At 42.0% G+C, this 24,391-nt stretch carries 18 protein-coding genes, 1 pseudogene and 1 CRISPR repeat array; of the genes and pseudogenes, 8 read left to right on the top strand and 11 right to left on the bottom strand.

Annotation, left to right across the window (positions count from 1 at the left end):
* Positions 1-55: 55 nt before the first annotated feature.
* The 3 genes from NSTC731_RS28545 to hetF all read left to right on the top strand — a co-directional run bounded on the left by NSTC731_RS28545 (position 56) and on the right by hetF (position 5,605).
* On the top strand, positions 56-814 hold the full coding sequence (locus NSTC731_RS28545) for an FHA domain-containing protein (RefSeq protein WP_445627895.1): 759 nt from the start codon (positions 56-58) through the stop codon (positions 812-814).
* A gap of 1,073 nt (positions 815-1,887) precedes the next feature.
* The gene (locus tag NSTC731_RS28540; protein ID WP_445627894.1) at positions 1,888-2,061 is read left to right on the top strand and encodes a hypothetical protein; all 174 of its coding nucleotides are present in this window, start codon (positions 1,888-1,890) and stop codon (positions 2,059-2,061) included.
* Between the two features lie 1,045 nt (positions 2,062-3,106).
* Positions 3,107-5,605 carry a cell division protein HetF gene (gene hetF / locus NSTC731_RS28535; protein WP_445627893.1) on the top strand — a complete coding sequence of 833 codons (2,499 nt, stop codon included), beginning with the start codon at positions 3,107-3,109 and terminating at the stop codon, positions 5,603-5,605.
* A gap of 98 nt (positions 5,606-5,703) precedes the next feature.
* Positions 5,704-6,172: direct repeats of the CRISPR family, unit length 36 nt; unit sequence GTTTCAATCCCTAATAGGGATTTTGATGAATTGCAA.
* Between the two features lie 400 nt (positions 6,173-6,572).
* Here hetF and NSTC731_RS28530 read toward each other — a convergent pair.
* The 3 genes and pseudogenes from NSTC731_RS28530 to NSTC731_RS28520 form a co-directional block, all read right to left on the bottom strand.
* Entirely contained in the window at positions 6,573-6,866 is a 294-nt protein-coding gene (locus NSTC731_RS28530; RefSeq protein WP_445627892.1) for a hypothetical protein, read from the bottom strand.
* A 74-nt stretch (positions 6,867-6,940) separates the two neighbouring features.
* Positions 6,941-7,435: pseudogene (locus tag NSTC731_RS28525) on the bottom strand (RNA-guided endonuclease TnpB family protein); the annotation flags it as partial.
* A gap of 273 nt (positions 7,436-7,708) precedes the next feature.
* Complete coding sequence (locus tag NSTC731_RS28520; RefSeq protein ID WP_445632190.1) at positions 7,709-8,545, bottom strand: prephenate/arogenate dehydrogenase; 837 nt, start codon at positions 8,543-8,545, stop codon at positions 7,709-7,711.
* Positions 8,546-8,615: 70 nt separating this feature from the next.
* Here NSTC731_RS28520 and NSTC731_RS28515 point away from each other — a divergent pair, with 70 nt between their 5' ends.
* The 3 genes from NSTC731_RS28515 (at position 8,616) to NSTC731_RS28505 (ending at position 11,852) form a co-directional block, all read left to right on the top strand.
* Positions 8,616-10,178 (top strand): pentapeptide repeat-containing protein, encoded by a 1,563-nt coding sequence (locus NSTC731_RS28515; protein WP_445632189.1) that lies wholly within the window; start codon positions 8,616-8,618, stop codon positions 10,176-10,178.
* Between the two features lie 129 nt (positions 10,179-10,307).
* Positions 10,308-10,898: a DUF1517 domain-containing protein gene (locus NSTC731_RS28510; protein ID WP_445627891.1), complete on the top strand. Its 591-nt coding sequence runs from the start codon at positions 10,308-10,310 to the stop codon at positions 10,896-10,898.
* 69 nt (positions 10,899-10,967) lie between these two features.
* Positions 10,968-11,852 (top strand): hypothetical protein, encoded by an 885-nt coding sequence (locus NSTC731_RS28505; protein ID WP_445627890.1) that lies wholly within the window; start codon positions 10,968-10,970, stop codon positions 11,850-11,852.
* 140 nt (positions 11,853-11,992) lie between these two features.
* On the opposite strand, the gene NSTC731_RS28500 is transcribed toward NSTC731_RS28505, so the two are convergent.
* Together NSTC731_RS28500 and NSTC731_RS28495 are read right to left on the bottom strand one after the other, a co-directional pair.
* Positions 11,993-12,229, bottom strand: coding sequence for a hypothetical protein (locus tag NSTC731_RS28500; protein WP_445627889.1), 237 nt, complete (start codon positions 12,227-12,229; stop codon positions 11,993-11,995).
* 241 nt (positions 12,230-12,470) lie between these two features.
* Positions 12,471-13,244 carry a hypothetical protein gene (locus NSTC731_RS28495; protein WP_445627888.1) on the bottom strand — a complete coding sequence of 258 codons (774 nt, stop codon included), beginning with the start codon at positions 13,242-13,244 and terminating at the stop codon, positions 12,471-12,473.
* A 157-nt stretch (positions 13,245-13,401) separates the two neighbouring features.
* On the opposite strand from NSTC731_RS28495, the gene NSTC731_RS28490 reads away from it, so the two are divergent.
* The gene (locus NSTC731_RS28490; protein WP_445627887.1) at positions 13,402-14,097 is read left to right on the top strand and encodes a hypothetical protein; all 696 of its coding nucleotides are present in this window, start codon (positions 13,402-13,404) and stop codon (positions 14,095-14,097) included.
* A 7-nt stretch (positions 14,098-14,104) separates the two neighbouring features.
* Here the strand turns inward: NSTC731_RS28490 and NSTC731_RS28485 are convergent, their stop codons facing one another.
* Positions 14,105-14,512, bottom strand: a complete 408-nt coding sequence (locus tag NSTC731_RS28485; RefSeq protein WP_445627886.1) for a hypothetical protein — start codon at positions 14,510-14,512, stop codon at positions 14,105-14,107.
* Positions 14,513-14,579: 67 nt separating this feature from the next.
* On the opposite strand from NSTC731_RS28485, the gene NSTC731_RS28480 reads away from it, so the two are divergent.
* Positions 14,580-15,245, top strand: coding sequence for an O-methyltransferase (locus tag NSTC731_RS28480; protein ID WP_445627885.1), 666 nt, complete (start codon positions 14,580-14,582; stop codon positions 15,243-15,245).
* Positions 15,246-15,299: 54 nt separating this feature from the next.
* Here NSTC731_RS28480 and NSTC731_RS28475 read toward each other — a convergent pair whose 3' ends face one another.
* From NSTC731_RS28475 to NSTC731_RS28455, 5 genes are all read right to left on the bottom strand, one after another.
* Entirely contained in the window at positions 15,300-16,991 is a 1,692-nt protein-coding gene (locus tag NSTC731_RS28475) for a fasciclin domain-containing protein (protein WP_445627884.1), read from the bottom strand.
* Positions 16,992-17,728: 737 nt separating this feature from the next.
* Complete coding sequence (locus tag NSTC731_RS28470) at positions 17,729-18,196, bottom strand: GNAT family N-acetyltransferase (RefSeq protein WP_445627883.1); 468 nt, start codon at positions 18,194-18,196, stop codon at positions 17,729-17,731.
* Positions 18,197-18,254: 58 nt separating this feature from the next.
* Positions 18,255-19,940: a M14 family metallopeptidase gene (locus NSTC731_RS28465; protein ID WP_445627882.1), complete on the bottom strand. Its 1,686-nt coding sequence runs from the start codon at positions 19,938-19,940 to the stop codon at positions 18,255-18,257.
* 142 nt (positions 19,941-20,082) lie between these two features.
* Positions 20,083-20,265 carry a hypothetical protein gene (locus NSTC731_RS28460; RefSeq protein ID WP_445627881.1) on the bottom strand — a complete coding sequence of 61 codons (183 nt, stop codon included), beginning with the start codon at positions 20,263-20,265 and terminating at the stop codon, positions 20,083-20,085.
* Positions 20,266-20,340: 75 nt separating this feature from the next.
* Complete coding sequence (locus tag NSTC731_RS28455; RefSeq protein ID WP_445627880.1) at positions 20,341-24,195, bottom strand: CHAT domain-containing protein; 3,855 nt, start codon at positions 24,193-24,195, stop codon at positions 20,341-20,343.
* Between the last annotated feature and the right edge of the window lie 196 nt (positions 24,196-24,391).

The following is a 24,391-nucleotide window of genomic DNA, read 5'->3' as shown; positions in this document are numbered from 1 at the left end:
GTCGGCTGGAAATATATATTACACGCGAAATCAGGTAGTATAAGGTTCACGTATAATGACTGACTTTGCACAAACGGAAATAGAACGGCGATTAACTTTATATCAAGTATTCCTCAAGTTGTACGAACACCACAGCAGCCTTCTAGATGAAATTCTTCAGCTAGAAAACCTATCTCAACCGTCGTTGAGGAGAGTCAAGACGACAGGTTACGTACATGGTGTAGTGGATAGTGTTGCTGTTTATCTGATGACTAACTTGGGCGATAATGAGACTCAGAGTTTACGACAGCCACAACAAATCTGGACGATAGGTCGTAATCGCACTAGTGGTATTTGCATTGCTGACAATCATCTGTCTCGTCGCCACGCTGCTATTCAGCATATTGACCAGCAAGGCTTCTACTTAATTGATTTCAACAGTACCAATGGCTCCTTTGTGAACGGTAATCGCGCTGTTAGGCCGATTAAGCTCAAAGACGGCGATCGCATCCGTCTAGGAAATATGACTTTTGATTTTTTTGTGACTTCTACCTACCGCGTTCTGCCAACTGTTGCAATAGATTTATTGATGCAGCTTGTGCATCGAAGGAATAATCATACAGTAGATATACTTAGTTATTCCCAGAATAGACAAAAACCTTTAATTGAAAAACCAGATTCTAATTTAGAGGCTTTCAGAAATTTCGGAATAGTTGAGAAGCTGGAAAATTTTTATGACAACTTCAGTTCAGAACAGAAATCAGAAATTTTAGACCGCCTGTTTACCACACAATTAGCGTCTAATCCCAACCAGCTAAAAAATTGGAACTTCTAGCAGTTTTCAATTGCTTCAGGGGTGCTGTTAACGGTAGCCTGATATTTAGTCTGTTAGTGGGTGCTGAGGCAGACAAATAGTGAAAGTTAAAAGGGAACTCGTCAGACAATTTTGGATTTTAGATACTTCGACTTCGCCCTTCTCCTGTCGGAGACGCTACGCGTAGCTTGCTTCCCCGGAGGGGTACGACTACGCTCAGGACAAGCTCAGTACAAGTTTTGGATTTTGGATTGACCCTATAGATAAATCTAGGGGCTTGTACCATCAAGGAATATCGGTCAAAATATATAAAAAAAATTAAGAATGTGATTAAATATCATAGCAATCATTTTGGAGTGGCGTCTCTAGCTCACAATAAAAAGAAAGCGATTCAGGGATTGAGTGAGTAAGTTATGCTCTATCCTGGCAACAGGAGGATACTCAAGGTCTACCAGCAGTAGCAATAAGACTAGTGATAGTGATTTACTCTGGTTATATGGCTCACTGCTACGCGTCTGGGGTAAAAAAACCCCCAGTGGGTGTTAACCTACTAGGGGAGTTAGTTATCAGGGTGCATCTACCAATTAAGTGTTCTCAAGTTGAAGACCATACTCCGGATAAATTTGCACAAAGGTTAGTTATTTTTTAAATAAAAAACCCCCAGTGGGTGTTAACCTACTAGGGGAGTGAGTTATCAGGGTGCATCTACCAATAATCTTTTCTAGGGGCATCCAGCATCTTCCGGGAAAAATGAACTCAATTAGAGTTGATGGTGATGTCTATAACGGGCTGTAACGTTCGTACCTCATGGAGAAGCAAGCTACATGTAGCATCTCTGAGAGGAAAAGACTCGGTAATATTTTTCTACCAGAGGCATTTGCGATCGCTATTGGGAACGCAACTAGAAAAAATCCCCAGTGGGTGTTAACCTATCAAGGGAGTTGAGTTATCAGGGTCAGTTATTTTTTTTTAATAAAAAAAACTCCCAGTGGGTGTTAACCTACTAGGAGAGTGAGTTATCAGGGTGCATCTACCAATAATCTTTTCTAGGGGCAGATAGCATCTTCCGGGAAAAATGAACGAAATCAGAGGCGATGTCTACGACGATGGGCTGTAAAGCTCGTACCTCTATGGAAAAGCAAGTTACGCATAGCATCTCTGAGAGGAAAAGACTCGGTAATATTTTTCTACCAGAGGCATTTGCGATCGCTATTGGGAACGCAACTAGAAAAAATCCCCAGTGGGTGTTAACCTATCAAGGGAGTTGAGTTATGAGGGTCAGTTATTTTTTTTTAATAAAAAAAACTCCCAGTGGGTGTTAACCTACTAGGAGAGTGAGTTATCAGGGTGCATCTACCAATAATCTTTTCTAGGGGCAGATAGCATCTTCCGGGAAAAATGAACGAAATCAGAGGCGATGTCTACGACGATGGGCTGTAAAGCTCGTACCTCTATGGAAAAGCAAGTTACGCGTAGCATCTCTGAGAGGAAAAGACTCGGTAATATTTTTCTACCAGAGGCATTTGCGATCGCTATTGGGAACGCAACTAGAAAAAACCCCCAGTGGGTGTTAACCAACCAGGGGAGTAAGTTATCAGGGTGAATCTACCAATAATCTTTTCTAAAATAAATGGGTCGCTACCGGATAAATTAGCAGAGGTTGAAGTTGTTACTGTTTGTCGATGGAAGAGAAACCTCAAAAGGGTTAGTTATCAGGACAGACCTACCAATTAAACGATCGGTGCGCTGCTTTACAAAATGGGTGTTTCAGGGTTAATCAATAGGACTGAATTTTCATAAAAAAACCCCCCAGTGGGCGTTAGCCAACCAGGGGAGCTAGTTATCAGGGTGCATCTACCACTTAAATGTTCTAGGTTTAACCACCATGCTCCGGATAAATTTATGAGAAAATTGATTGTTATCGTGTGTTAAAAAAACCAAAGTGGATATTAACTCAATTAGGGGAGTTAAAGATCGAGGGACATCCATCTATTAATCAAGTATTCTAGGATTAAGCACTATTTTCTGGTAGAGAATATCTGCGTCAGAAGTTGCTGTTGTTTGCCAAAAATAAAAAAACCCCCAGTGGGTGTTAGCCAACTAGGGGAGTTGAAGATCAAGGTGCATCTACCAATTAAGTGTTCTAGACCCAGGTAATCCGATCCGGATAAAGTTGTAAAGGCAGAAAAACCAAAACGACACCGAATCAGAAACATTCAGGGGCAGGATGCATCTAAATTATCAGAGAAAGCGAAAAATCGACTTGAAACTTTCGCGTTTCAAACCAGATTTAGGAGGCGGACAGGAGAAGTTGTGACCCAGGAATTCCATATTTCCGTAACCCCAGTAGGGCAAAATGACTACTTGGTGCGGACGGAACAAGTCGCGCCTGGGGTACCATTGGCAGAAGAATTGGTGACTTGGCCTATAGCTGATTGGTTGATGGCTGCTGGGCATTTGATGAATGACCCGTTGAATTCAGTGTTGCAAGGAGATCCATTTACCTCTGGCGGACATGAAAGCGATATCGCCAGAAACTCTGTGAATTTGGTGGCATTGGGTCAACAATTTTATAACGCCCTATTTCAAGGCACTCTCAGAGATAGTTGGATTACTGCCCAAGGTATTGCCCAAAACCATCAACAAGTACTACGCTTACGCTTGGGGCTAAAAGACACTAGATTAGCTCGTTTGCCTTGGGAAGTGATGCACGCAGGCGATCGCCCTTTGGCTACTGGGCCTTATGTGGCTTTTTCTCGCTTCCAAAGTGGAATTTTGGGGGCTTCTCCTTTGCGGTCGCAAAATATGCCCACACCACCAGAACAAGGTGGTGTCAGAGTCTTGATGGTAATTGCTTCTCCCTCAGATCAAGTCCGTCTTGACTTACAGAAACAAGAAGCTATTAAACTGCAAGCGGAACTTCACCGTCAAACGTCACGACCTGGTGAAAGTCGCAATCGTTTCCCAGAAATTGAACTCACTGTCTTAGACCAACCAGGACGGGAAGAACTGACGCAAGCCCTAGAACAAGGTAGATACCACGTTCTCCATTACTCTGGTCATAGTAACTTAGGCGCAAATGGCGGAGAAATTTATCTTGTTAGTCGCAGAACTGGCTTAACAGAAATCTTAACTGGGGACGATTTGGCAGGTTTGCTCGTCAACAATAATATCCAAATGGCAGTGTTTAATTCCTGCTTGGGGGCATACACAGCAGCGTCCAATCCCTCTGGAGATACTGGCGAACGAAACTTAGCAGAAAGTCTGGTGAAGCGGGGAATTAGAAGCGTTTTGGCGATGTCAGAACGGATTCCTGATGAAGTGGCGTTGACGCTTACACAATTGTTTTATCGCAATTTAAGTCAGGGATATCCAGTAGATTTGTGTGTAAGTCGGGTGCGCCAAGGATTAATTTCGGCTTATGGTTCTCACCAGATGTACTGGGCATTACCGATTTTATATCTCCAGCCAGAATTTGACGGTTTTTTAAGTCAGGAAACTGAGGTATCTACAAGTACAGATTCGCTGAATCAGTATAGTTCGCCTTTAGGGGTAACTTCCATGATGTACCCTGGTATGCCTGATGATAGCGAGATGCCTTTAGGAATAGAAGATATGATTCCTAGTGGTTTAACGCGGGATTCTGGGTTGGACTGGCTGGGTGAAGAGACTTGGGGCGATCTGGTTGATGAAATTGAGTATGATGACCCAAGCTATGAAGAAGATTCTGCGATCGTTTCGGATTTATTTCGTCAGTTAGATAACCAAAAACCTACAACTGAACCGGATCGACAAATTCGCGAAAATAGTCTTCACCAAAGCCAGATTTCAGAGGAAATGACTTCTTCAGAAGAGTCAGCAGATTTGTGGGGAGAAGTTCCCCCACCGCCACCTGCAACTCCGGGAAACCTTGAAGAAAATTGGCAAAATTCTAATTTTTCGCAATCGCAACCACCCCCGCCAAGAAATCGTACTCGTCGCCGCAAACTCTGGCCGATTGTGGGTGTTGTGGGGATTAGTGCGATCGCCGCTGCGATCGGTTTAAATTGGTGGCAAAATCGCCCCCAAGCATTGCCTAAAATACCAGAAATTCCCACCCAGTCTCTACCTGATTCTCGACCGATTCAAAAGCAGCCGAACATCGATTTAGGAATAGAAGCAACTGGAATTGTCACCGCTACTGCTACGGAAAAATTGAGTCAGGGTGACTTGCAAGGTGGGTTATTGGCTGTAGAAGAACTCCTGAATCGGGGCGCACTGGCTGCGGCTGGAACTTCCTTAAAACTAATTCCCAGTAAACAAGCTGACGATCCATCTGTGAATTTTTACAAAGGACGATTGGCGTGGCAGTCTATCCAAACTGGAGACAATAACTATAGCGTCGATGATGCCCGTCGTTATTGGGAAACTGCTGCCAAAGCTAAACCCGAATCGCTTTTGTATAATAACGCTTTGGGATTTGCCTACTACACAGAAGGCAATCTGAATCGCGCCAATGATTCTTGGTTCAAGGCTTTGAATTTAGCTCTCAAAGAACAGAACACAAAATCAACATCCCAAAACACAGCAGTTCCTCAAGATGCTTTAACTTCTTATGCTGGTTTAGCTCTTGGATTGTATAAATCTGCACTTAGTCAATCTAATGGTAAGCAGACGCAATATTTGAATGAAGCGATCAAATTGCGGCAAACGGTTCTCAAGTCCGATCGAGAAAATTTCCAGGTAGATAAATTAGCTAAAAATTGGCTGTGGACGGAGAAGGCGATTGAAGATTGGCGATCGCTCCTTCAAGAAAAAGGCAAAGAACAGTAATAAGTAGATGCGTGTAAGTATTTGTCGTTGGGATGAGGCAGGAGGCAGGAGGGAAGAGGGTTTTAGCATTAGCGCTAATGCTAAAACCTATATGGGATTTCAGCTTCCCTAATAGGGATTTTGATGAATTGCAATTTTTCAAGCTTCATAATAGGTAAGAAAGAGTTTGGTTTCAATCCCTAATAGGGATTTTGATGAATTGCAATGTGAACGCTGGTGAGGTGCGAGTAGTTATAGGTTCCACCGGTTTCAATCCCTAATAGGGATTTTGATGAATTGCAACTTGTACAGTCTGACCAACGGTACTAGCAGCAGCAGGTTTCAATCCCTAATAGGGATTTTGATGAATTGCAAAAGAAAAAGGTCAGCCATCTGTGGATGTTAGGGCGTTTCAATCCCTAATAGGGATTTTGATGAATTGCAACGGGGGTGATGGGTTAGTATCCGGTGGACTACCTGTTTCAATCCCTAATAGGGATTTTGATGAATTGCAATGGTAACGATCGCCGGAACCATTGTAGTTCAGCCGATGTTTCAATCCCTAATAGGGATTTTGATGAATTGCAATGCGGGAGCCTGAAAGCCAAGCTATATTTAGTTTTCAAGGTGCGGTTGCGCGATTCTGGAGCAATCATAGCATTAGAGAATTCCTTTGGGAAGAGTGCCGGGAAAAGTTAAAGGCTGACATCCTAGTTTTTGTAAGCATTTCAGAGATTGCGCGGATGATAATTGGGTGATGAGTGGGGTGAAATGCTTACTGGTATTGAGATAGAAGCAATTTTTTGGGGGTGTGAAATTTGTACACCTACCCATTCGCGCATTTGACATACAGGAACTCTATGAGAGACGCGATCGCTAAAAATAATCTAATGGTGATGGGGGGCGCGATCGCTGCCTTCGGAGTCAGAAATCTCAATCTTTAATATGCTTATAGCCTCCCACATCACACACAACAACACTTGTAATTTTAGTCTTGAGACTCCTCAGAGATAGATTCTGATTCGGTTTCAAGTTCTTCTGTTTTAACTTTGGGGGTTGGAGGTTTAACCGGTTTTGGGCCACGCGCTAGTGCCGGATTTACCGGTGGTCTGCTTTCATCCCTAGATGATGCTTTTTTCCCTTTGTCAGATGAGCGTTCGCGGCTCGGTTTTGAGCTTTTGGGGTTGGATTCAATCGGAGTTACAGAATCCGAATTTTCGGAATTGCTGTCAGTGTTTGCTTGAGCCTGACGTTCCGATTTCTTGATTGGACGTTCTACCATTGTTGATTTTTGTAAATTTATCTGTATGGTACATCGGTTTGGTGACTATCAGACTGTTGAGTAGCATTTGTGAACTACTCACACTGACTTGGAGTACCAAGTACAGTGTTGGCTTCTGTAATCACGGGGGAGTGCCGCAACTTGGACTTTCGCCCTAATTTTGGTCTTACCTCCCCTTCTACAGCAGAGACGGCTGAACCTTCCGCCTTTATCCCTTCGGCTGCGCTCAGGGCAAGCATTCTGATACCCTCTGCTCTAATATTTACGGCTGCGTTCGCATCACGATCGTGATGAGTTTTGCAATGAGGACAAGTCCATTCACGGACATCCAATAATATCTCACCGATTTGATAGAAACAATTAGAGCAAAGCTTAGAACTGGGGAATCATCTATCAATCTCAACCAACTTTCCACCTCCGCGTTCTAGCTTGTAGGCTAAAAAGTTGGTGAATGTTCCCCATCCTGCATCAGATATTGATTTCGCCAATTTATGATTGCGTACCATGCCTAATACATGAAGATTTTCTACTATGACAGCTTGGCTATCGCTGACCAACTTATAACTAAAGTTTCCTGATTGATTCTGACTCCTGAATTCTGAATTCTGAATTCTGTTTATCAATTAACTTACTAAACCTCATCTATGTTGAAACCTAGAGTTTTTTAAAAAATATACTTTTGTAGGTTGGGTGGAGTGAAACGCAACCCAACATTACCACCAAATTTTATGTTGGGTTACGCTATCGCTGCACCCAACCTACAAAACTACGGTTTTCAAGGTAGACGAGGTTTAAATTAAAAAATGGGTACGTTATCGATAGCTGAACGCACCCGACAACTATTAAACAAAATCAGGTCGTGCCTGTTGCCTTGATTTGAACTTTTCCTCTAAAACTGCCCAATTTTCTTGCTCAATTAAATTAGTCAATTCATCGAGGTTTTGACGATATTGTTGCAGCGATCGCAGCAATGCTTGACGATTATACCGCGCCATCATCACGCCCAATTCTGGATTCCCACCACCCACACGACTAGTATCCCGAAAACCCGAACTAGCTAACTTTTGGGCTAATTGCAAAACATCGGGGTCAGTTTCGCTCAAACAAGCAGCAATCAACGAAGAACTAACCATCACCGGTAAATGGGAAATCCAACTCACAGCGCGGTCGTGTTGCTCTGGTTGACAAAAATAGATATTAGCTCCGAGCGATCGCACGATTTCTTCTACAACTGTAATTGCATTAGTTGGAGTTGTTGTTATCGGTGTTAAGACATAAGGTTTATCAACAAATAAATCGCGCTGTGCAGCTTCTATCCCACTATCTGTTCTGCCTGCCATTGGATGACCGCCGATAAAATTATCCCAAAGGGGAGTAATATCCTTAACTATCTGTGCTTTTGCCGAACCGACATCAGTGACGACTGTAGCCGTAGACAAATGAGCGATTAACTGTTCAAATTGGGGCACAATAAGCGCTAGAGGTGTACAAATAAATACAACTTCTGCGGCGGCTAATAGGCTCAGATCGACTGATGCTTCATCAACACTGCCCAAGGTAACTGCCTTTTGACAGGTTGCTTCACGGCGACTAACTCCTAAGATATGATGTCCTTGCGATCGCAAATCAAAACCTAAAGATCCGCCTATCAGTCCCAATCCTAAAATTCCAATATTCATTTTTGATTTTGACATTCCGTTTTTTATGACTTTACCAACTATTAAAGTTGGCATCCAAGGGGTAGCATCGATGACTGTAGAGGAATTACTGGAACAATACGCAGCAGGAGTCTTAAACTTTAATGGTGTTGACCTCCCAGAAGCTAATCTGAGTGGAGTAAAACTCAGTGGCGTAAATCTGAGCGATGCTAATTTGAGTATAGTCAACCTGAGTGGCGCGAATCTGAGTGAAGCTAATTTGAGCAATGTCAAGCTGAATGTAGCCAGACTCAGTGGTGCAAATCTATGCAGCGCCATCCTTAATAACGCCAGTCTCAACGTTGCTAATTTGATTCGAGCCGATCTAAGTCGCGCTCAACTTAGAGGAGCCTCATTAATCCGCACCGAGTTAGTTCGCGCTGACCTCAGTCGCGCTGATTTGTTGGAGGCCGATCTCACCAGTGCTGATTTGCGAGAAGCGACACTGCGCCAAGCGAATCTCCGTCACGCTAACTTAAGTGAGGCGATCTTGAGAGGTGCTTCTTTAACTGGAGCCAACTTGGAGATAGCTAACTTAAACGCCAGTGACCTGAGTCGTTCTGACTTGAGCGGTGCAAATTTGCGAGATGCCGAACTCAGACAAGCCAATCTCAGCCATGCTAACTTGAGCGGGGCTGATTTGAGTGGTGCAAATCTCCGGTGGGCAGATTTGAGCAGCGCAAATCTCCGGTGGGCAGATTTAAGCGGCGCAAAATTGAGCGGGGCTGATTTAATTGGCGCAGATTTAAGCAATGCCAATTTAACAAATACAAGTTTAGTCCACGCTAATTTAACTCAGGCAAAATTAATTAGAGCAGAATGGATCGGTGCTGACTTAACAGGAGCAACTTTAACGGGAGCCAAGCTTTATGCCACTTCCAGATTTGGTTTAAAAACCGAAGGCATAGTTTGTGAATGGGTCGATCTTAGCCCAAATGGCGATCGCTCCATTGTCCAAAATTTCCATTCTGAAGAGTCACGAGATTTTTTTAACGAAACACCGCCAACAATTCGGATTATTGTTGATGCAGCTCTAGAACATGAAGCCAATTTTGCGATCGCTGGTGCTTACTACCAAATTGCTCAAAAATATCGAGGGCTGAAACAACCTCCAAGCATTGAAAGTGGCCGTCGCCGAACTATTTTTACCTTTCATGTAGATAGCGACGAAGCATTATTTCCCACTGCTTACATTGTCATTCTTCCCTTTCTAGATGCGGCATCTACCCAAAAAAATATTTCCAGTATAGTGGAAATAATTAACAATAAAGTTGTTGCAAACCAAAACTTAAAATCGCCTCAGATAGTCAAACAATTAAATACTCTTTTTGAACAAGCTATGAATCAGGCTACAACAATTAAACAGATGAAAAAAAATATCGAAGTTGCCGCAAAACTAAATTTTTGTAAAGCCCCAGCCCAAATAGTTTTAACGAATTCCAGTGCCCACACTTTGATTGTTTACGATCATCCCAACTTTGGAAAAAGATTTATTAATCGCTCTGCTCTTAATGCTTCAGCTTATGATATATCCAGTGATTCAACAAAAAATATATTACCTTCATTAGATATTATTATAGATTTTGTTAAAGGATTTCATTATATTAATCATTAGTTATGAGACATTGGGGATTGAACTAATGACAAATGACCAATACTTCGGCTTCTCTTCGAGACGCTACGCGAACGCTCAGTACAAGTGACCAATGACAAATGACAAAAAACAAAAATTTTGGAGGAAAAAATGAGCAATATTTTTAATAAAATGATCGGTCGAACTCGCTATGTAGTGTTTCGTCTATTTCTGCACTTAGGGGGAGGTGAAGTAGCGCCAATTTTGGGAGTATTAAATAGTGCTGGACGAGATGCGATCGATGCCGATGGCGATTTAGAAGTTTTAGGAGAAGGATTGGTAGAAATCAGCCAAACCCTGCTGCAATACGATGAATATTGGCTTTCTGCTGCTAACGAAGGTGACGTATTTTTTAATGAGGGCGAAGCGGGAGATTACGTAAATGAATTATTTACTGACTCTGCTGAAAGATATCTTAGCGAACCAGATTACGCTTCCAATGGATCGAATGAACCTTTATCCATACCTGTTACCCGCAACGTCATTGTGATGATTACAGTAGCTTATGAAGGAGAAGTACCAGATTTGGAAACCGATCTTTCTAACGTTCAGGCGCTCAAGGAAGGATTGAAAGCATTGATAAATTTGCACTATAAACATAAATTAAAGGCAATCCAAGTACATTTCTCACCGGCACAGTTGGGCGATGAACTTAGTAGCGATCAACTGTTGCAATATTACCCAGAATTGATTCCTTTGTAATATGTCGGGTAGTCCGTACTTACTACTTAGATGATAAATTGTTAAGCTCAGAGATAGGACAATAATCCAATGATCATGACCATAGTACGTAAATTTACAGCCGTTTTTTTAGCTCTGAGTTTGTGTATCACAACTGTTGCTTGTGGTGGCGAGAACCAAAGTACTCCTCCAGCTAAGAACGTTAACCAAACCTCTACTAGTACAAAGTTGAGGGATGGCGAGTATCAAATACAACAAGCCACTTATGACGATGCAACTGGTGAGTATAGCCTGTTTTTACTTAACAATAATCCCCCAACCTTTGCAACTGAAAATTTGCAAATGGCGCGGTTAACTGATGATGAAATCAAGCAGGGTAAAAAAAGCTATCTGAAGGTAGAAAAAGGGCAACCAATTTTATATCTGACGGAAGATTTTAAAATTGAGTACGTCCACAACGTTACTGAGAATAGAACTAATCCCCAAACAGGACAACAAGAGACGGTTGTAGTCCGTCGAGAAAATAACTTCTGGGCACCATTTGCTGGGTCTGTAGCTGGTAGCTTGGCGGGACAGGCAATTGGTAGTATGTTGTTTAGACCCCAATATTATGTACCCCCTGCCTATTACCCAGGACAAGGATTAAGTGGCTTCGGTGGATATGGCGCAAGCTATGGCCAAGCAGTTCAACACTATCAAACTCGCTACAATGCGCCACCCGTAGCCGTAACAAATCGCACTGCCTTCCGCAATACAGGGACAATTAGAAGGTCATATCCTGGAAATACAAATATACGCAATACACCGCGTAGCACTACAGGTAATAACCGTCCTTCTGGTTCTGGTTTTGGTGGTAGTACGTTGCGACCCTCTGGTAGAGCCACTTCACCCAGACGCAATTCTGGCAGTGGTTTTGGTAGTGGACGTAGTTCAGCCCCCCGCCGCTCAACTGGTTTTGGCAGCAGACGCCGTTAAGAAATTTCAAGTTTATTCAAGTTTAATAAATAGACTGCCTAACAAGTAAAGGTAGTTGTGCATAAAGAAGCCGAAGGGTAACAAATCAAACCTCCGGCTTCTCTTGAATATCTATGCAATTTAGGAGGAGGAATTATTAATTATTCGGTTAAATAATATGAAACACTAAATACAAATATTGCTAAGAGAACAGGTATCATTTTATTAAAGTCTATACGCTTTTGTTGAACCATTTCTAAACAAGACATCGGAATCATCAAAGGCCAGAAGATAGTTGTCACCATAAACATCACAAACGAGAAAAATTTATCTTCTGGATTGGAAGCAGGATGATGTAAAGAAAATATCAACCAATTAGTTAAAAAATAGCATGTCATTAATAAGTAACCAATAGTTAAAGTCAGTTGTATCTGATTCACCGTGAGTACTCCTGAAGTTATGTAAGCTTTACTAATCATCATTCGTACAAAGTTATAACATATACATTCGGAACCTCACCCCGTATTTGCTGAGGCAAACACTCCCTTCTCCTTAGTAAGCAGAGGCATTAGGGTTGAGGTTAAAAGATGTACTTTATATAAACGACAACTGCTAGAGCTGTAGCTATTAAAGCAATCATTAAGTGGTCTTAAAAAATCGAATAATTTCGCGGACATGATCGAGAAATTGCCCATCTGTGGAAAGTTGGGCGATCGCATTTCTGGCTTCTCTTGCCAAACGCTCATGTTCTGTTTGATTTGTCGCCCGTAATTCTTCTAAATTAGCGGCAATTCGAGCTAAATCTCTGCGAGTTTCTTCGGCAAAACGTTGTTGAGTTGCAGATAAGGAATAGGGTTGTTCTGGGTTGAGTTGATCTTCCAATGACTGGATTTTTTGTTCCAATATAGAGAAGCGATCGCGCAGTTCAAAAATATCTTCGCGGGGATACTTCCATTCTTGGCGAATCATCGCTAACCGCGCATATAAATACTCATAAGCGCGAATTGCGGGACGCAGAATTGTTAATAATAAAGCTGCACCAGAACTTATATATCCCACTGTACTAATACCAGTGGCAGCAAGAGTATAAAGACCAACAGCTGAGAATAAGTGTAAAGCAATGGCAACCCAGAGCGATCGCTTTGCCAACAATGTGACATACTTTACTTGTTTCTCATCAACTGGAATTCCTTTCTCAGTTGATTGTGCTGCTTCTGCTAAGACTTCTTTAGCTTGAAAATGCACATTCCACGGTACGGTAACAATTACCAACAGCCACCAAAAACTAGCACCACCAATCACCCAATCAAGAAAGTTTCCTGTAGGTATGTGCAACCATTGCAGTAAGCCAAAAGCCGTTAGCACCACAACCACTATTCCAGCGATGGAACTGGCGAAAAAGTTAATATACATCTTGTCGTCTCCGATGAAACTATACCTCGATCATGACTATGCCTCACCAGTTATACGGAAATGCTTGTGATGCTTTTTCTAGTAGCACACATCATACTGTGCAGAATTCAGACTTAAATTTTTTTTGATTTCAGTAATTAACAATTTGTAGGAAATCATGATGTCAGCCTTGTTAAAAAATCCAAAAATTCCTAAATTATTCACCAAGTTATCAGTTGCAACTGTTAAAACTGCCTTCAGCTTAGTAGTATTATTCAAAATTGATTCTGCTCAAGCTTTGGCAGCTAAATTCAACATCGATCCCAGTGCAAGTTTTATTTCCTCATATACATTTAGTCCTGATAGTGTATTTTTTTCTCTAACAGATTTGGGAATTAATTCCGGGGACACAATTAAACTGGAACGCTTTGGCAGTTTCTCACCCTTTGGCGATCCGACTGACGAATACTTTGGTGCAATGTGGGCTACTTTCAGCGCTGACAATACATTACTACCAAACATCGGAGAGTATAATGGCGCAACGACTGATAGAGTTCCTGGTGCTATTAATGCAACTCTTCCCAACGGTTGTCTTCCATTGCAGTGTTTAGATAATAGTATTTTTTACATTTCACGTGTAGATTTTAATGGTGTTATTGTACAAGTTCCCAGTGATGCAAAATTTATATTTATTGGTGCTGCCGACAGTTCATTTAGTGATAATGTAGACTTGAATCAAGACTTTGCTGTAAGTATCAATTCTGTATCTACTGCTAGTGTTCCTGAACCCAGTTTTATGTCAGGTTTACTGGTATTTGGTGTTTACATTACTGGTTTGCAATTCTTACGCAACCGTAAAAAAGCACTTTCATGATATGGGTTTACTCAACTAAATAACTACGCCAAATTGGTTGAGTATCTTTGCTACCTTTTTCGGGAATTAGCGATCGCCAAGTTTTACCTTCTTGCTGAATTTGCAAGTAAACATCAAAGGGTTGTTTTGGTTGCGTCAAGCGACGTTTTGGTAGCTTGAGAATCAAATCGTAGGTTCCCCGAACGTGGAAAGCTGGTAAATTTTCAATCGTTAGGGGTTGTTCTTGGGTAATTGATAGCCGTTTGATTTCAAATCCTTGAAAATCTAGATTTAGTTGTTGGCTAAGTTTTTGTTGAGTTTGTTCTAGCCCAAGTGCGATCGCTTTTTGCACTAACTCGCTAGTCGGTAGCAGTCCAATACTGCCACAAGCTGTCACTAGCACCAGCAATATTGCTGTCAAAACTAACCGCATCATGTTATTCCTGAGATTCCACTGATCAGCGATAGTATAACTGTAGTTTCTCTCAATTCTCCGATCTATCATGCCAAAACAGTCTATAGGTCTTGATAACCAACTCTACAATTATCTTTTATCTGTTTCGCTGCGAGAAGTAGAAATTCTTGGGAAGTTGCGCCAAGAAACCGCCAATCATCCCCGGAGTGGAATGCAGATTTCACCAGAACAAGGGCAATTTATGAGCCTTTTGGTGCAATTAATTGGAGCAAAAAAAACCCTAGAAGTTGGAGTATTTACGGGTTATAGCTCACTTTCTGTAGCTTTGGCACTACCGCCTGATGGCAAAATTATCGCTTGTGATGTGAGTGAAGAATTTACTGCGATCGCTCGGCGGTATTGGCTAGAAGCTGGAGTTGCTGATAAAATCGATCTCCAATTGGCTCCAGCTTTGGAAACTTTAGATCGGCTATTGGCAACTGGACAAGCCGAAACTTTTGATTTTGCCTTTATTGATGCTGATAAAGAAAATTATGATGGATATTATGAGCGATCGCTGCAATTAGTTCGTCCAGGTGGATTGATTGCGATCGATAATGTTTTATGGTCTGGACAAGTAGCTGATGAGCAAAATCAAGATGAAAGCACCCAAGCAATCCGGGCGCTGAACGAGAAGTTACATCATGACGAACGCATTACCCTCTCCCTTGTCCCCATCGCCGATGGACTTACTTTAGCAATCAAGCGACCTTAATACAGCAAGGGCGCACAACTAACTGTGCGCCCTTATTGCATGTTCTACTTCTATTTACCTGAAGTTATAGCCAATTCCTAATTGTAGTCCTACATCAGTATCATCTACAAAAGCAGCATTTACACCACCTGTTAGCGTGAGTCTAGAACCGAGAGGAATGTCTACACCACCTGTTAACAGTAATCCAATATCAGTATCAGCATTAGCTTCAATTGCGACACCCGCACCTATGTAAGGAGATATACTATAGCTTCTGTCACCTACCGAACCTGCTGCGCGGGGAGAAAAATCTAAAGTCACAGGAACTAGAAATATTGTATCGTCCCCAAAGATCACCGATGGCCGCACTGATAGATAATTTGTCAGACCAAGTTTACTGATCACTGTAAAGTTAGTGTCGCTTAAAGCTGTATCATCGCCGCTCAAACCAATGTTACCACCAACTCCAATATAGCTTCTGCCACCGCGAGTAGCTCTACCTACGTTAACATCAGGTGTCCCATTTCCTGTTGGTGGCTGATTTAACTGACTGATGTTAACATCAGGCGGAATCAGAACTTGGTTAATTGCATGGATAATACCATTGCTAGCTTTCACGTCCGCCTGGAGAACCCTGGCATTATTCACCGAGACTTGACTGTTAGCGGAATCGATTTTAACATTTACAGGTCTTCCTTCATCGGTTGTCAATTCCCCTGCCGAGAGTTGACTAGCAGTTACCGCACCCGGAACCACGTGATATCTCAAAATCTTAACTAACGCTTCTCTGTTCTCTGGTTGCTGTAACTGTTCTAAGGTAGCAGCAGGTAAAGCAGCAAATGCGTCATTGGTGGGAGCAAAGACTGTATAAGGGCCTGGCTGTTGAAGAACATCTGCTAGACCAGCTGTCTTTAATAAAGAAGTCAGAGTTGTAAAAGAACTACTGGATGCCGTTAGAGAAACAATATCAGTACTTGTAGGAGTTCCAGCTACAACGTACTGACTAGCTGGAAGATTGCTAGCAATGGGTTGCGCCCGTCCTTGTTTAACTAAAGCTTGATATAAAAGTGCTGCTGCTTCCGCACGAGTCAAAGACTGTTGCGGATTGAGTTGTTTTACATCCGGGTAGTTGACAACAAGATTACTTACTGTCGCTGCTGCCACACTGCCAACAGCATACTCTGGGATAGCTGAGGCATCGTTGTAGTAAGTAGTGAGAGTACTTGTATCGCCACCAGTTAAACCTAAACCACTACTTAAGGCAACGATCCCCTGCACTCTAGGAATTTCTTGATTTGGTCTAAACACATTCCCAGGATAGCCTGCCAAAAATCCAGTTTCGTAGGCGTTTTGAATTGCAGCAGCGGCCCAGTAGTTAGCAGGAACATCACTAAATCCACCTGCACTTAATTGCCGAACTCGGTTTTGGTTACTGAAAGCTTTTTGAATCAAAGCAGCAAATTCTGCACGAGTCACAGGCTGATTTGGTCTATAAGTGCCATCAGGAAAGCCACTAATCACGTTATTCTCAGCTAGGGCTTGAATGAAGGGACGCGCCCAATAATCTGAGGAAACATCAGACAGGTTAACTGTTGAAGTCGGCGATGGTGTCGCAGGTGATGGTGTCTCAGGTGATGGTGTCGTAGATGGAACAGGAGTTTGAGATGAAGCTGGGGCAGAAATTACGATGGGAGTTATTGTAGCAGCTGTCATTCCCAGAACTAGCAAAGCAACCTTTGTTGATGACCAACGAGACAAACTAGACATGGAAATATCCTCTTTTCAATTTCTTGGGTTGATGATGTGGAAAATACTGGATGCAAGGTTAAATGAATACAAATATCTAAGATGATTATTTGGTTCGCCTCGACATGAAAACCAGAAATGAAACCTGTTAGCTCTGGAAAATTAAAACGCTGAACATTATGAGTAGCTGCTCTGATATCTCATAACGTTTATCCTCATGTACACCACACATAGTATCGAATTCCTATTTTTTTAAGAACCGCAGAGCACACTAAGAATTAAGCATGGCTCCTGTGTTAATATATGTTGCAACAATAAAGAGAGTTAATGCAAGTAGGCGATTTTATTCAGTTCTAAAATTCCAGTCAAGCAGTAAAATAATTGGCTTTTAATAGCCGTCTCTTTATAATTGCCGAGGAGGGTTAATGCCGTCAAACTCAATGTATCATGATCTTTAGCAAGATTTAATAAATAAAAGTATCTTGGCGATATGCTGTATTATTGTAGTTCGATCGAAATCATACAACTAACTCAGGGCTAGATTTTGAAGAAAAACTTTCATTCTTTAGATAGTTGTCATTAATGGTAAATTTTCAAATACTAGACTGGAAATTAGCGATCGCAATCAAAAATTCTAAGCCTGATTGCCCCAGCATTTTTGGCTAGGAATTTATTTTTTGAAAAAAGACTATTTCATGAAAAGGAACCCATAGATAAACCAATATTTTGAAAAGAGGTATAATCTGTATCGGTTCTGCTCACAACTCCTCTGGAGGGAAGGCAACAAATCCGGTTTTTACTCCACGTTTGAACCCTGCATTTTCATAGAAGTGCAACGTCTTTTCACGTTTTGAGCCACTCAGAAGCATTACTTTATAGCACTGTTGCTGCCATGCTAATGTTAAGGCATAATGCAGCACTTGTGTACCTAATCCTTGTTGTCGAAAATCGAGATGAGTGACAACATTTTCAATAATGCCGTATGGACGTGCGCCACGCGTCAAGTTGGGAACAATAGTTAAATTACATGTTGCTACTAGCTGGTTATCAACATCAGCTACGATGTAATACAAGCGGGGATCGTGTAAAATCTCATCCCAGATAGATTGTAAAACATCATCAGTCGGTAAAGGTGCATCGACAGGATTTAGATGCTTATATAAAGCCAAAAGTTGGGGAAGTTCGTCGCGTGTAATTAGGCGAACGGTAATTATCGGTTTAGACAAAGCTGTATTAGGATAATATGCAGGCAGAAAGTATGTTTGACAATTTCAAATGTCAAAATTATGGGAATGTCAATTCAGTGCGAGCAACTCCAGCACGTTCATGGCGGGCTAGGAGTCTAACTGTACTACCTTGAGGCGCACGTACCACCCATTCCACTTTTGCCCGATCCTTGGTAGGATCGCTGTGCCGTCTAATGGGAGTTGAAGGCTTGTAGGCTCGTCCTTCTAATTGACCTAACTCTTCACGGGGCTTACCTGTTACCAAAGTTCCCCCAGAAGGCAGTTCAATTTCACAGATACAGCCCCGCACCAGCTTTTTTTCTAAAGCTTTTTGGGTGATATTAGTGGGCAACCAGCCTGTATTATGCACAACTAATTGCACCCGATAAGTATCATCACCCAAGCTGTGGACACTGGCTTCGTAAATCTCTAAACGCGGAGATATTAATAGATGCCAAACTAGCCATTCTGGGAAGAGAGCTATTTCTTTCTCCAGAAATTCAGGGGGTGGATTTGTCCAAGCGTACATGGTATCCCAGCCGCCTAGTTCAATCTGACCGAGTTGGGGATGCTCGAAGGGATACCAATCTACGTAGCCTTTACCTGCAAGTTTCTCATCGTTCCAACGCAGCAACTTCAGGTCATCTTCTACAGAGTGTTCTCGTTGCCAATCGATGTATTTATAATCATTAATTCCAGCTTGGCGCTGCGGACTCCAGACTTCTACTGTCCAGGCAAATAGACCTTGGTATTCATAAGCCCAATCGTCAAATGTACCTGTAATTACGTCTTTGGGGTCATAGCGGAAATCATGAAAGGCAGAGATGGCTGGGTATTGAGTAAGTTCAGTACCTTTTGCGCCAATGCGTTGATAAGTGCGGAGGTCATTGACCGGGAATTCATCATCGCTGAGGTGGGTGTAGGGACGGATGAGAACACCGCTAAAGGTATGAAAGGCGATCGCTCCTGTAATATTAGGATGGGTAGTGATAAATTGAACTAGTGATCGCACTTCTGTTTCAGATGTAGGATAAGAACCAGCCCCCGATTGCTCAGATTCTTGCCGCCACAAAAATGGAAAATTTCGGTTTAAATCTAGTCCTTGCTTAGAAGGCTGAATTTTAATCTGAACTCCATCATAATTTTCTATATTTCCTTCCGGTAGTACGCGATAATACTGACCACCTGTTTCTGTTGGTTCGCGTCGCACCAGCAGGCGAGGTTCGGTAGGAGAGATTTTCCAAGCCCCATTAGCATCGGGGATTCGCATCAGTAAAATCCGACCATCGCCATCGATATCTTCCATCACTAAGCCATCGTTGCTTTCCTCATCGTAAGGATAGGGACGAGTACCAGAGCGAATAAATTTCGGTTTGTCAGCCAATGCCAACTCCGCACCATCAGGATTAACACGGGGGCAAATGTAGAAGGTGCGGGTATCCAAACAACGGGTAATTTCTGGGTGAGTACCATAAGCTGTCGCTAATATTTGCAATAGGTATAAACAAACACTTGATGGTGCGAGTTCAGTGGCGTGAATGTTGCCATCAACCCAGAGGGCAGGTTTTTCTTGATGTGCGCCAGTGGCAAAGTTGGTAACTGTCAATAGCCAGATGTCACGTCCTTCGTAACTTTTGCCAATGCTTTCTATGCGTACTAGTTGGGGAAATTCCTTCGCATAACTGTGCAGAATGCGCGTTAAGTCTTCATAACGATAGTATTTATCAAACCGAACATCTGGCATAATAAACCCCTCATACCAATTCAAAATTCAAAATTCAAAATTCAAAATTCAAAATTAAGAAAGTGACAATTAGCATAGGTTTTATGGTTTGCATCTGTATCATATTTTTTGTGAATTGGTATCAGTACGAATTATTTTAAACCTATTGCCGTTTCAATTCTTGTATCAATAGCTGACAACGCTTACTAGCTTCTCTAGCTTGTTGTCTGAAATGTTTAGCTTGTTCGCGATTAGTCAAACACACTTCAGTTGCTTTTTTACTAAATTTTACAGCTTGACTACTGAGTTCTTTGATTCGAGTCTTTAATTCTTCAATTGTTTTCATTTCTACCCAATTCTGAGATGAAGCTAAAAACAAGTATCTGGCTAATTTGATAGATGTAATCAAAGTTTCAAAGTATTAATTCGGCTTACCCGTAATCGTAAATGCTGCCCAATAATAAGGATGATTATAAAGAATTTTATCTGATGCCATTTTACTATTTCTATATAGTTGAGTCGCTAAATAAGTTTGAATTCTTACTTCTTCTGGATGCAGATTATTTAAGATATCTTCATACCATTTTGTCAGTTCTCCAGCAGTTAGTTCTTTCAGCCATCGTGTTGCTTCAGCTAAGGCAGTAACTGCTGATTTATTGGGCTGTAATCGTCGGTAAAACTCGATCATCACCAAGGCGCTAGCCGAAGATTCTACAGTCCAAAGAGTACTCACTACATGAGGTACGCCTTTAGTTACAAAACCACTGACTAAACTTACATATTCGCTGGTGATAGTGTAGTTGTTAGTACTTAAATTTTCACAGGCAGAGAGGGTAATAAGGTTGTAACTATCTAGATTTTGTTGGCATTCATCTAGAGTAAGTCTGTCTTCACCCGCTAATGCTAATTCTGACTTTTTCGGTTCAGCTAAATTATTAGTAGCATGACCTGTAAAATGCAATATATTATAATTATCAAATAGGGCATTTTCAACAATACTTTTCGTAGCTTCTGCCCCCTGAATTCGTTGGATATTATTGAACATCTGACTAACAATTTCAGACTCCAGTTTGGCAAATTTAAGTGTGGGATAACCTGTACTTTCAGGATGTTCAACACTGAGCAGTAACTTATTTTGCCACTGCCAAATATCCTCAGTTCTGATTGATAAACCTATTTGGGCACTAGGTAGATAAGTAAAGCTGAAATTTGATTCCACATTCGGTAACTCTTCTGGTGATGGCGAAGAAAAATGGAAAAGTGTATGAATGGGCAATCTGTACAAGTCACGGTGAGGAATTAAGACCAGTTGGGTGATACCTTCGAGTTCCTGTGCAATTGTGGAAATATTCAGGATTTCATACAGTTGCAACAGCTTCTCCTCCATCTCAACTCGCCAAGAATGCTGACTTTTACTTTCTTTATCGTGGGCTGTGCTGCGATATTCTTGGTATTGTTGATGCCAATTTTCTAGCCAACTTTCAAATTCAATTAGGCGTTGCACTGCTTCGGGTAAAGGCAATTCATTGAGACGAATAGCATCTTCTCCTAAAGGTATTACCCCAGTATCTTGCATGGGTGTAAACAGGAGAATTGGTGATGGTGCTTGGTCTTTGAGAATAAAAGTATGTAGGGCAACTGGACTAATATGCCAGTAAATAATTGCTGTTGAAGGATTGAATAGTTGTTGAATTGCGCCATAATAAGGCGAGTAAATATTATTATTCCAGCCAGAAAGCAGCCAGTTTAAACAAGCATTTTTACCTTGTTCGGCAATTTCCCAAGCTTCTACTAAATCACCCGACTCTACAGCTAAATCAACTGCCAATTGATCGAAGCCGGCAAATTTTAAAGCTAACTGTTTTTTACTTTCATCTGAGCGAGTTTCTTCACTCAGTAATTGTCGCAATAAATCTGTCCCACGTTGCAGCAATTCTTGAACTTGTGTGGTTTGTCCCAAACCCATCAACACTTTGCTGAGAGATTGCAAAACCTCTAGATGCAACTGGGGAAAATATTCTAATGTCAGGGTTAACAGCGCTTGATGGTACTCAGATGCAGCTTTGCGCCAATAATCGCGGGGATTGGTATGTTTTTTGCCTTGCTCATAGTAAGTATTAGCGATCGCAAAATGCAATCTACCCCAACCTTCTGGATGGGTATCTGTCCGCAGATGCTTTAACCCTTCTTCGTAGCTTTTTAATTTTCCTTCGTAGCCGCCCTGTTGTAAGGCAGGATTTGTCGCGATGATACTACTCGACAAATTTTGCAAAACGTCAAAATCTACTAAATGGCCGATCGCAGTTCCCCGACCAATCCAAGCTTCCCAATAATCTTGTTTAATTTGCAAAGCGTTGTCATAACAAACGATCGCTTCGGCAAATTGTTCTAAATAAAACAGTGCTACTGCTTGATTATACCAAGCTAAATGGAAATCGGGTTTAATGGCGATCGCTTGTTGATAGGAGGCGATCGCTTCTTGTCTGCGCCCTAAGTTGTCTAATGCTATACCCCGGTTGTACCAAGCTAAGTAGAAGTCGGCTTGAACTGAAAGTGCTTTGTCCCAGGAAGCGATCGCTTCTGACCACCTGCCTAAATTAAACAGCACTACACCCCGATCTATCCACACTTCGTGGTAATGTGGGTTAATTTCTATAGCTCTGTCGTAAGATATAATCGCCTCGGCAAATTGTTCGCTGACGGCTAGGGCTATGCCTCGGTAATACCAGTTTTCCTGGTCTTCTGGTTGGAGTTGTAGCGCTTGGTCATAACTAGCAATAGCTTCTGGTAGCCAACCTAATTTCAGAAGTGCCAAACCCTTGCTAGACCACGCTTCTTGATAGTCTGGCTTGATTTCTATAGCTTTGTCAAAAGAAGCGATCGCTTCTTCAAAGTATCCTAATTCTCCGAGAGTTCCACCCCGGTTGTACCAAGCTTTGTAAAAGTCTGGTTTCAGTTCTATGGCTGTTTCATAAGACGCGATCGCTTCATCAAAACGTTCTAAATGGAACAGCGTTAAGCCTCGATTAAACCAATATTCTGATAATTCGGGTTGCATTTCAATCGCTCGATCGTAAGATGCGATCGCACCTAGCAAATCGCCTGTTTTCGCTTGGCTTAGACCTTGGTAAAACCACCCTTGAGCGTGGGTAATCGGATTATCGTTATGCCGCTCAATAATACCAGGAGAATTACTGCTTTGAACTGCCAAATCTGAAGCAAGTTGCTGGACTAAATTGGTACTTTGATCCAACTTCACCCACAACTCATCTAAAGTATTAGCTACATTTGGCTCTAAATTCGTCAAAGTGTTATCCCAGGTTTCCACCGAGGGAGACGTTGCCAATTCAGTCTTTTGTCTCGTGGAAAGAAAATTTGCTGGTGTAGTAATTTGAACAACTTCTTCTTCGTCGAACCGAAGTTGGGTTAACAAGCTGATTGTATCTTCTGCTGTCGGCAGGGGGATATTTTCTGGTATTGTAGCTTGGGCGTCTTCCCTTTCAGATTCCCATACCAGTTCCTCGAAGTTTTCGGGCGATGTCTCCTCAAAAGAGACATTTTGAGGTGCTGACGTTATTGGTTCAATATCTGGCTCATCATATTCCCATAATTGCTCGCCAAAGCTACGAATTAGCTCTTGTCCGGGAGAAGTTGGGATAATTTCTTCATCGGTTGTAGCTTCGATTACATCTGGCTCATCATATTCCCATAACTGCTCGCCCAAATCGCGGATCAGTTCTTGTCCAGGAGTAGTTTCGATTACATCTGGCTCATCATACTCCCATAACTGCTCGCCCAACTCGCGGATCAGTTCTTGCCCAGGAGTGATTTCTAGATCGTCTTGTGCCTGATTGTCCTGATAATTTTCTATTTCTGTAGGTAAGTTTTGCATTAGCCGAATGCCAATGTCATAAGCAACTTCTCCAATTCTGCCAACACCAAGTTCCCCTAATTGCACCATCTGTGTTGCTAAAAGAGGATTTGGTGTAGGTGAAGCTAGTAAGCTTTCACCAAACATCACCAACCAGTCTATCCAACGTTCAGCCGGAATGCGATTTTCGATTCGTTGCAGATACCTCAATGCCCACTGTCGTCCTCGTGCTTGATGCACGCCTTCTAACAATTGGATAAACAATTGTTCCAGATCCGCATTGGTTAGTTCTGGTGGTACCCCCACCAGATTGCGTCCTCTCGCACCTTTGAGAGAACTATTCTGTTTACTTGCAATGAGGCGCTTTAAAAACCTTTTAAGCGACTGCGATATCCGCCTGAGCATCTGCCACACTCTTGGATTTTGTTTTTCTAGATTTTAGCCATCGTTGTCTTAAAAAAATCATCAATTACGTAAAAACCCATTAGATTCGGACAGCGCTTCCGTAGCAGGTTAGCAAAAAATATACAAATCTTCAAGAGCATAGCATTACAACGTAACAATTCCCAGATTTAACTCTTGAATTTGATTGTGGCAAGCA

This window comes from Nostoc sp. DSM 114167 (assembly GCF_052692655.1).
The sequence above is the reverse complement of the archived record's forward strand: the minus strand, read 5'-3'. Positions and strand labels throughout refer to the sequence as shown.

Bases quoted from the DNA above. Each gene is read 5' to 3' on its own strand.
- NSTC731_RS28545 (WP_445627895.1), top strand. From the start codon at position 56: ATGACTGACTTTGCACAAACGGAAATAGAACGGCGATTAACTTTATAT.
- NSTC731_RS28540 (WP_445627894.1), top strand. From the start codon at position 1,888: ATGTCTACGACGATGGGCTGTAAAGCTCGTACCTCTATGGAAAAGCAA.
- NSTC731_RS28530 (WP_445627892.1), bottom strand. From the start codon at position 6,866: ATGGTAGAACGTCCAATCAAGAAATCGGAACGTCAGGCTCAAGCAAAC.
- NSTC731_RS28520 (WP_445632190.1), bottom strand. From the start codon at position 8,545: ATGAATATTGGAATTTTAGGATTGGGACTGATAGGCGGATCTTTAGGT.
- NSTC731_RS28515 (WP_445632189.1), top strand. From the start codon at position 8,616: ATGACTGTAGAGGAATTACTGGAACAATACGCAGCAGGAGTCTTAAAC.
- NSTC731_RS28510 (WP_445627891.1), top strand. From the start codon at position 10,308: ATGAGCAATATTTTTAATAAAATGATCGGTCGAACTCGCTATGTAGTG.
- NSTC731_RS28505 (WP_445627890.1), top strand. From the start codon at position 10,968: ATGATCATGACCATAGTACGTAAATTTACAGCCGTTTTTTTAGCTCTG.
- NSTC731_RS28500 (WP_445627889.1), bottom strand. From the start codon at position 12,229: ATGACATGCTATTTTTTAACTAATTGGTTGATATTTTCTTTACATCAT.
- NSTC731_RS28495 (WP_445627888.1), bottom strand. From the start codon at position 13,244: ATGTATATTAACTTTTTCGCCAGTTCCATCGCTGGAATAGTGGTTGTG.
- NSTC731_RS28490 (WP_445627887.1), top strand. From the start codon at position 13,402: ATGATGTCAGCCTTGTTAAAAAATCCAAAAATTCCTAAATTATTCACC.
- NSTC731_RS28485 (WP_445627886.1), bottom strand. From the start codon at position 14,512: ATGATGCGGTTAGTTTTGACAGCAATATTGCTGGTGCTAGTGACAGCT.
- NSTC731_RS28480 (WP_445627885.1), top strand. From the start codon at position 14,580: ATGCCAAAACAGTCTATAGGTCTTGATAACCAACTCTACAATTATCTT.
- NSTC731_RS28475 (WP_445627884.1), bottom strand. From the start codon at position 16,991: ATGTCTAGTTTGTCTCGTTGGTCATCAACAAAGGTTGCTTTGCTAGTT.
- NSTC731_RS28465 (WP_445627882.1), bottom strand. From the start codon at position 19,940: ATGCCAGATGTTCGGTTTGATAAATACTATCGTTATGAAGACTTAACG.
- NSTC731_RS28460 (WP_445627881.1), bottom strand. From the start codon at position 20,265: ATGAAAACAATTGAAGAATTAAAGACTCGAATCAAAGAACTCAGTAGT.
- NSTC731_RS28455 (WP_445627880.1), bottom strand. From the start codon at position 24,195: ATGCTCAGGCGGATATCGCAGTCGCTTAAAAGGTTTTTAAAGCGCCTC.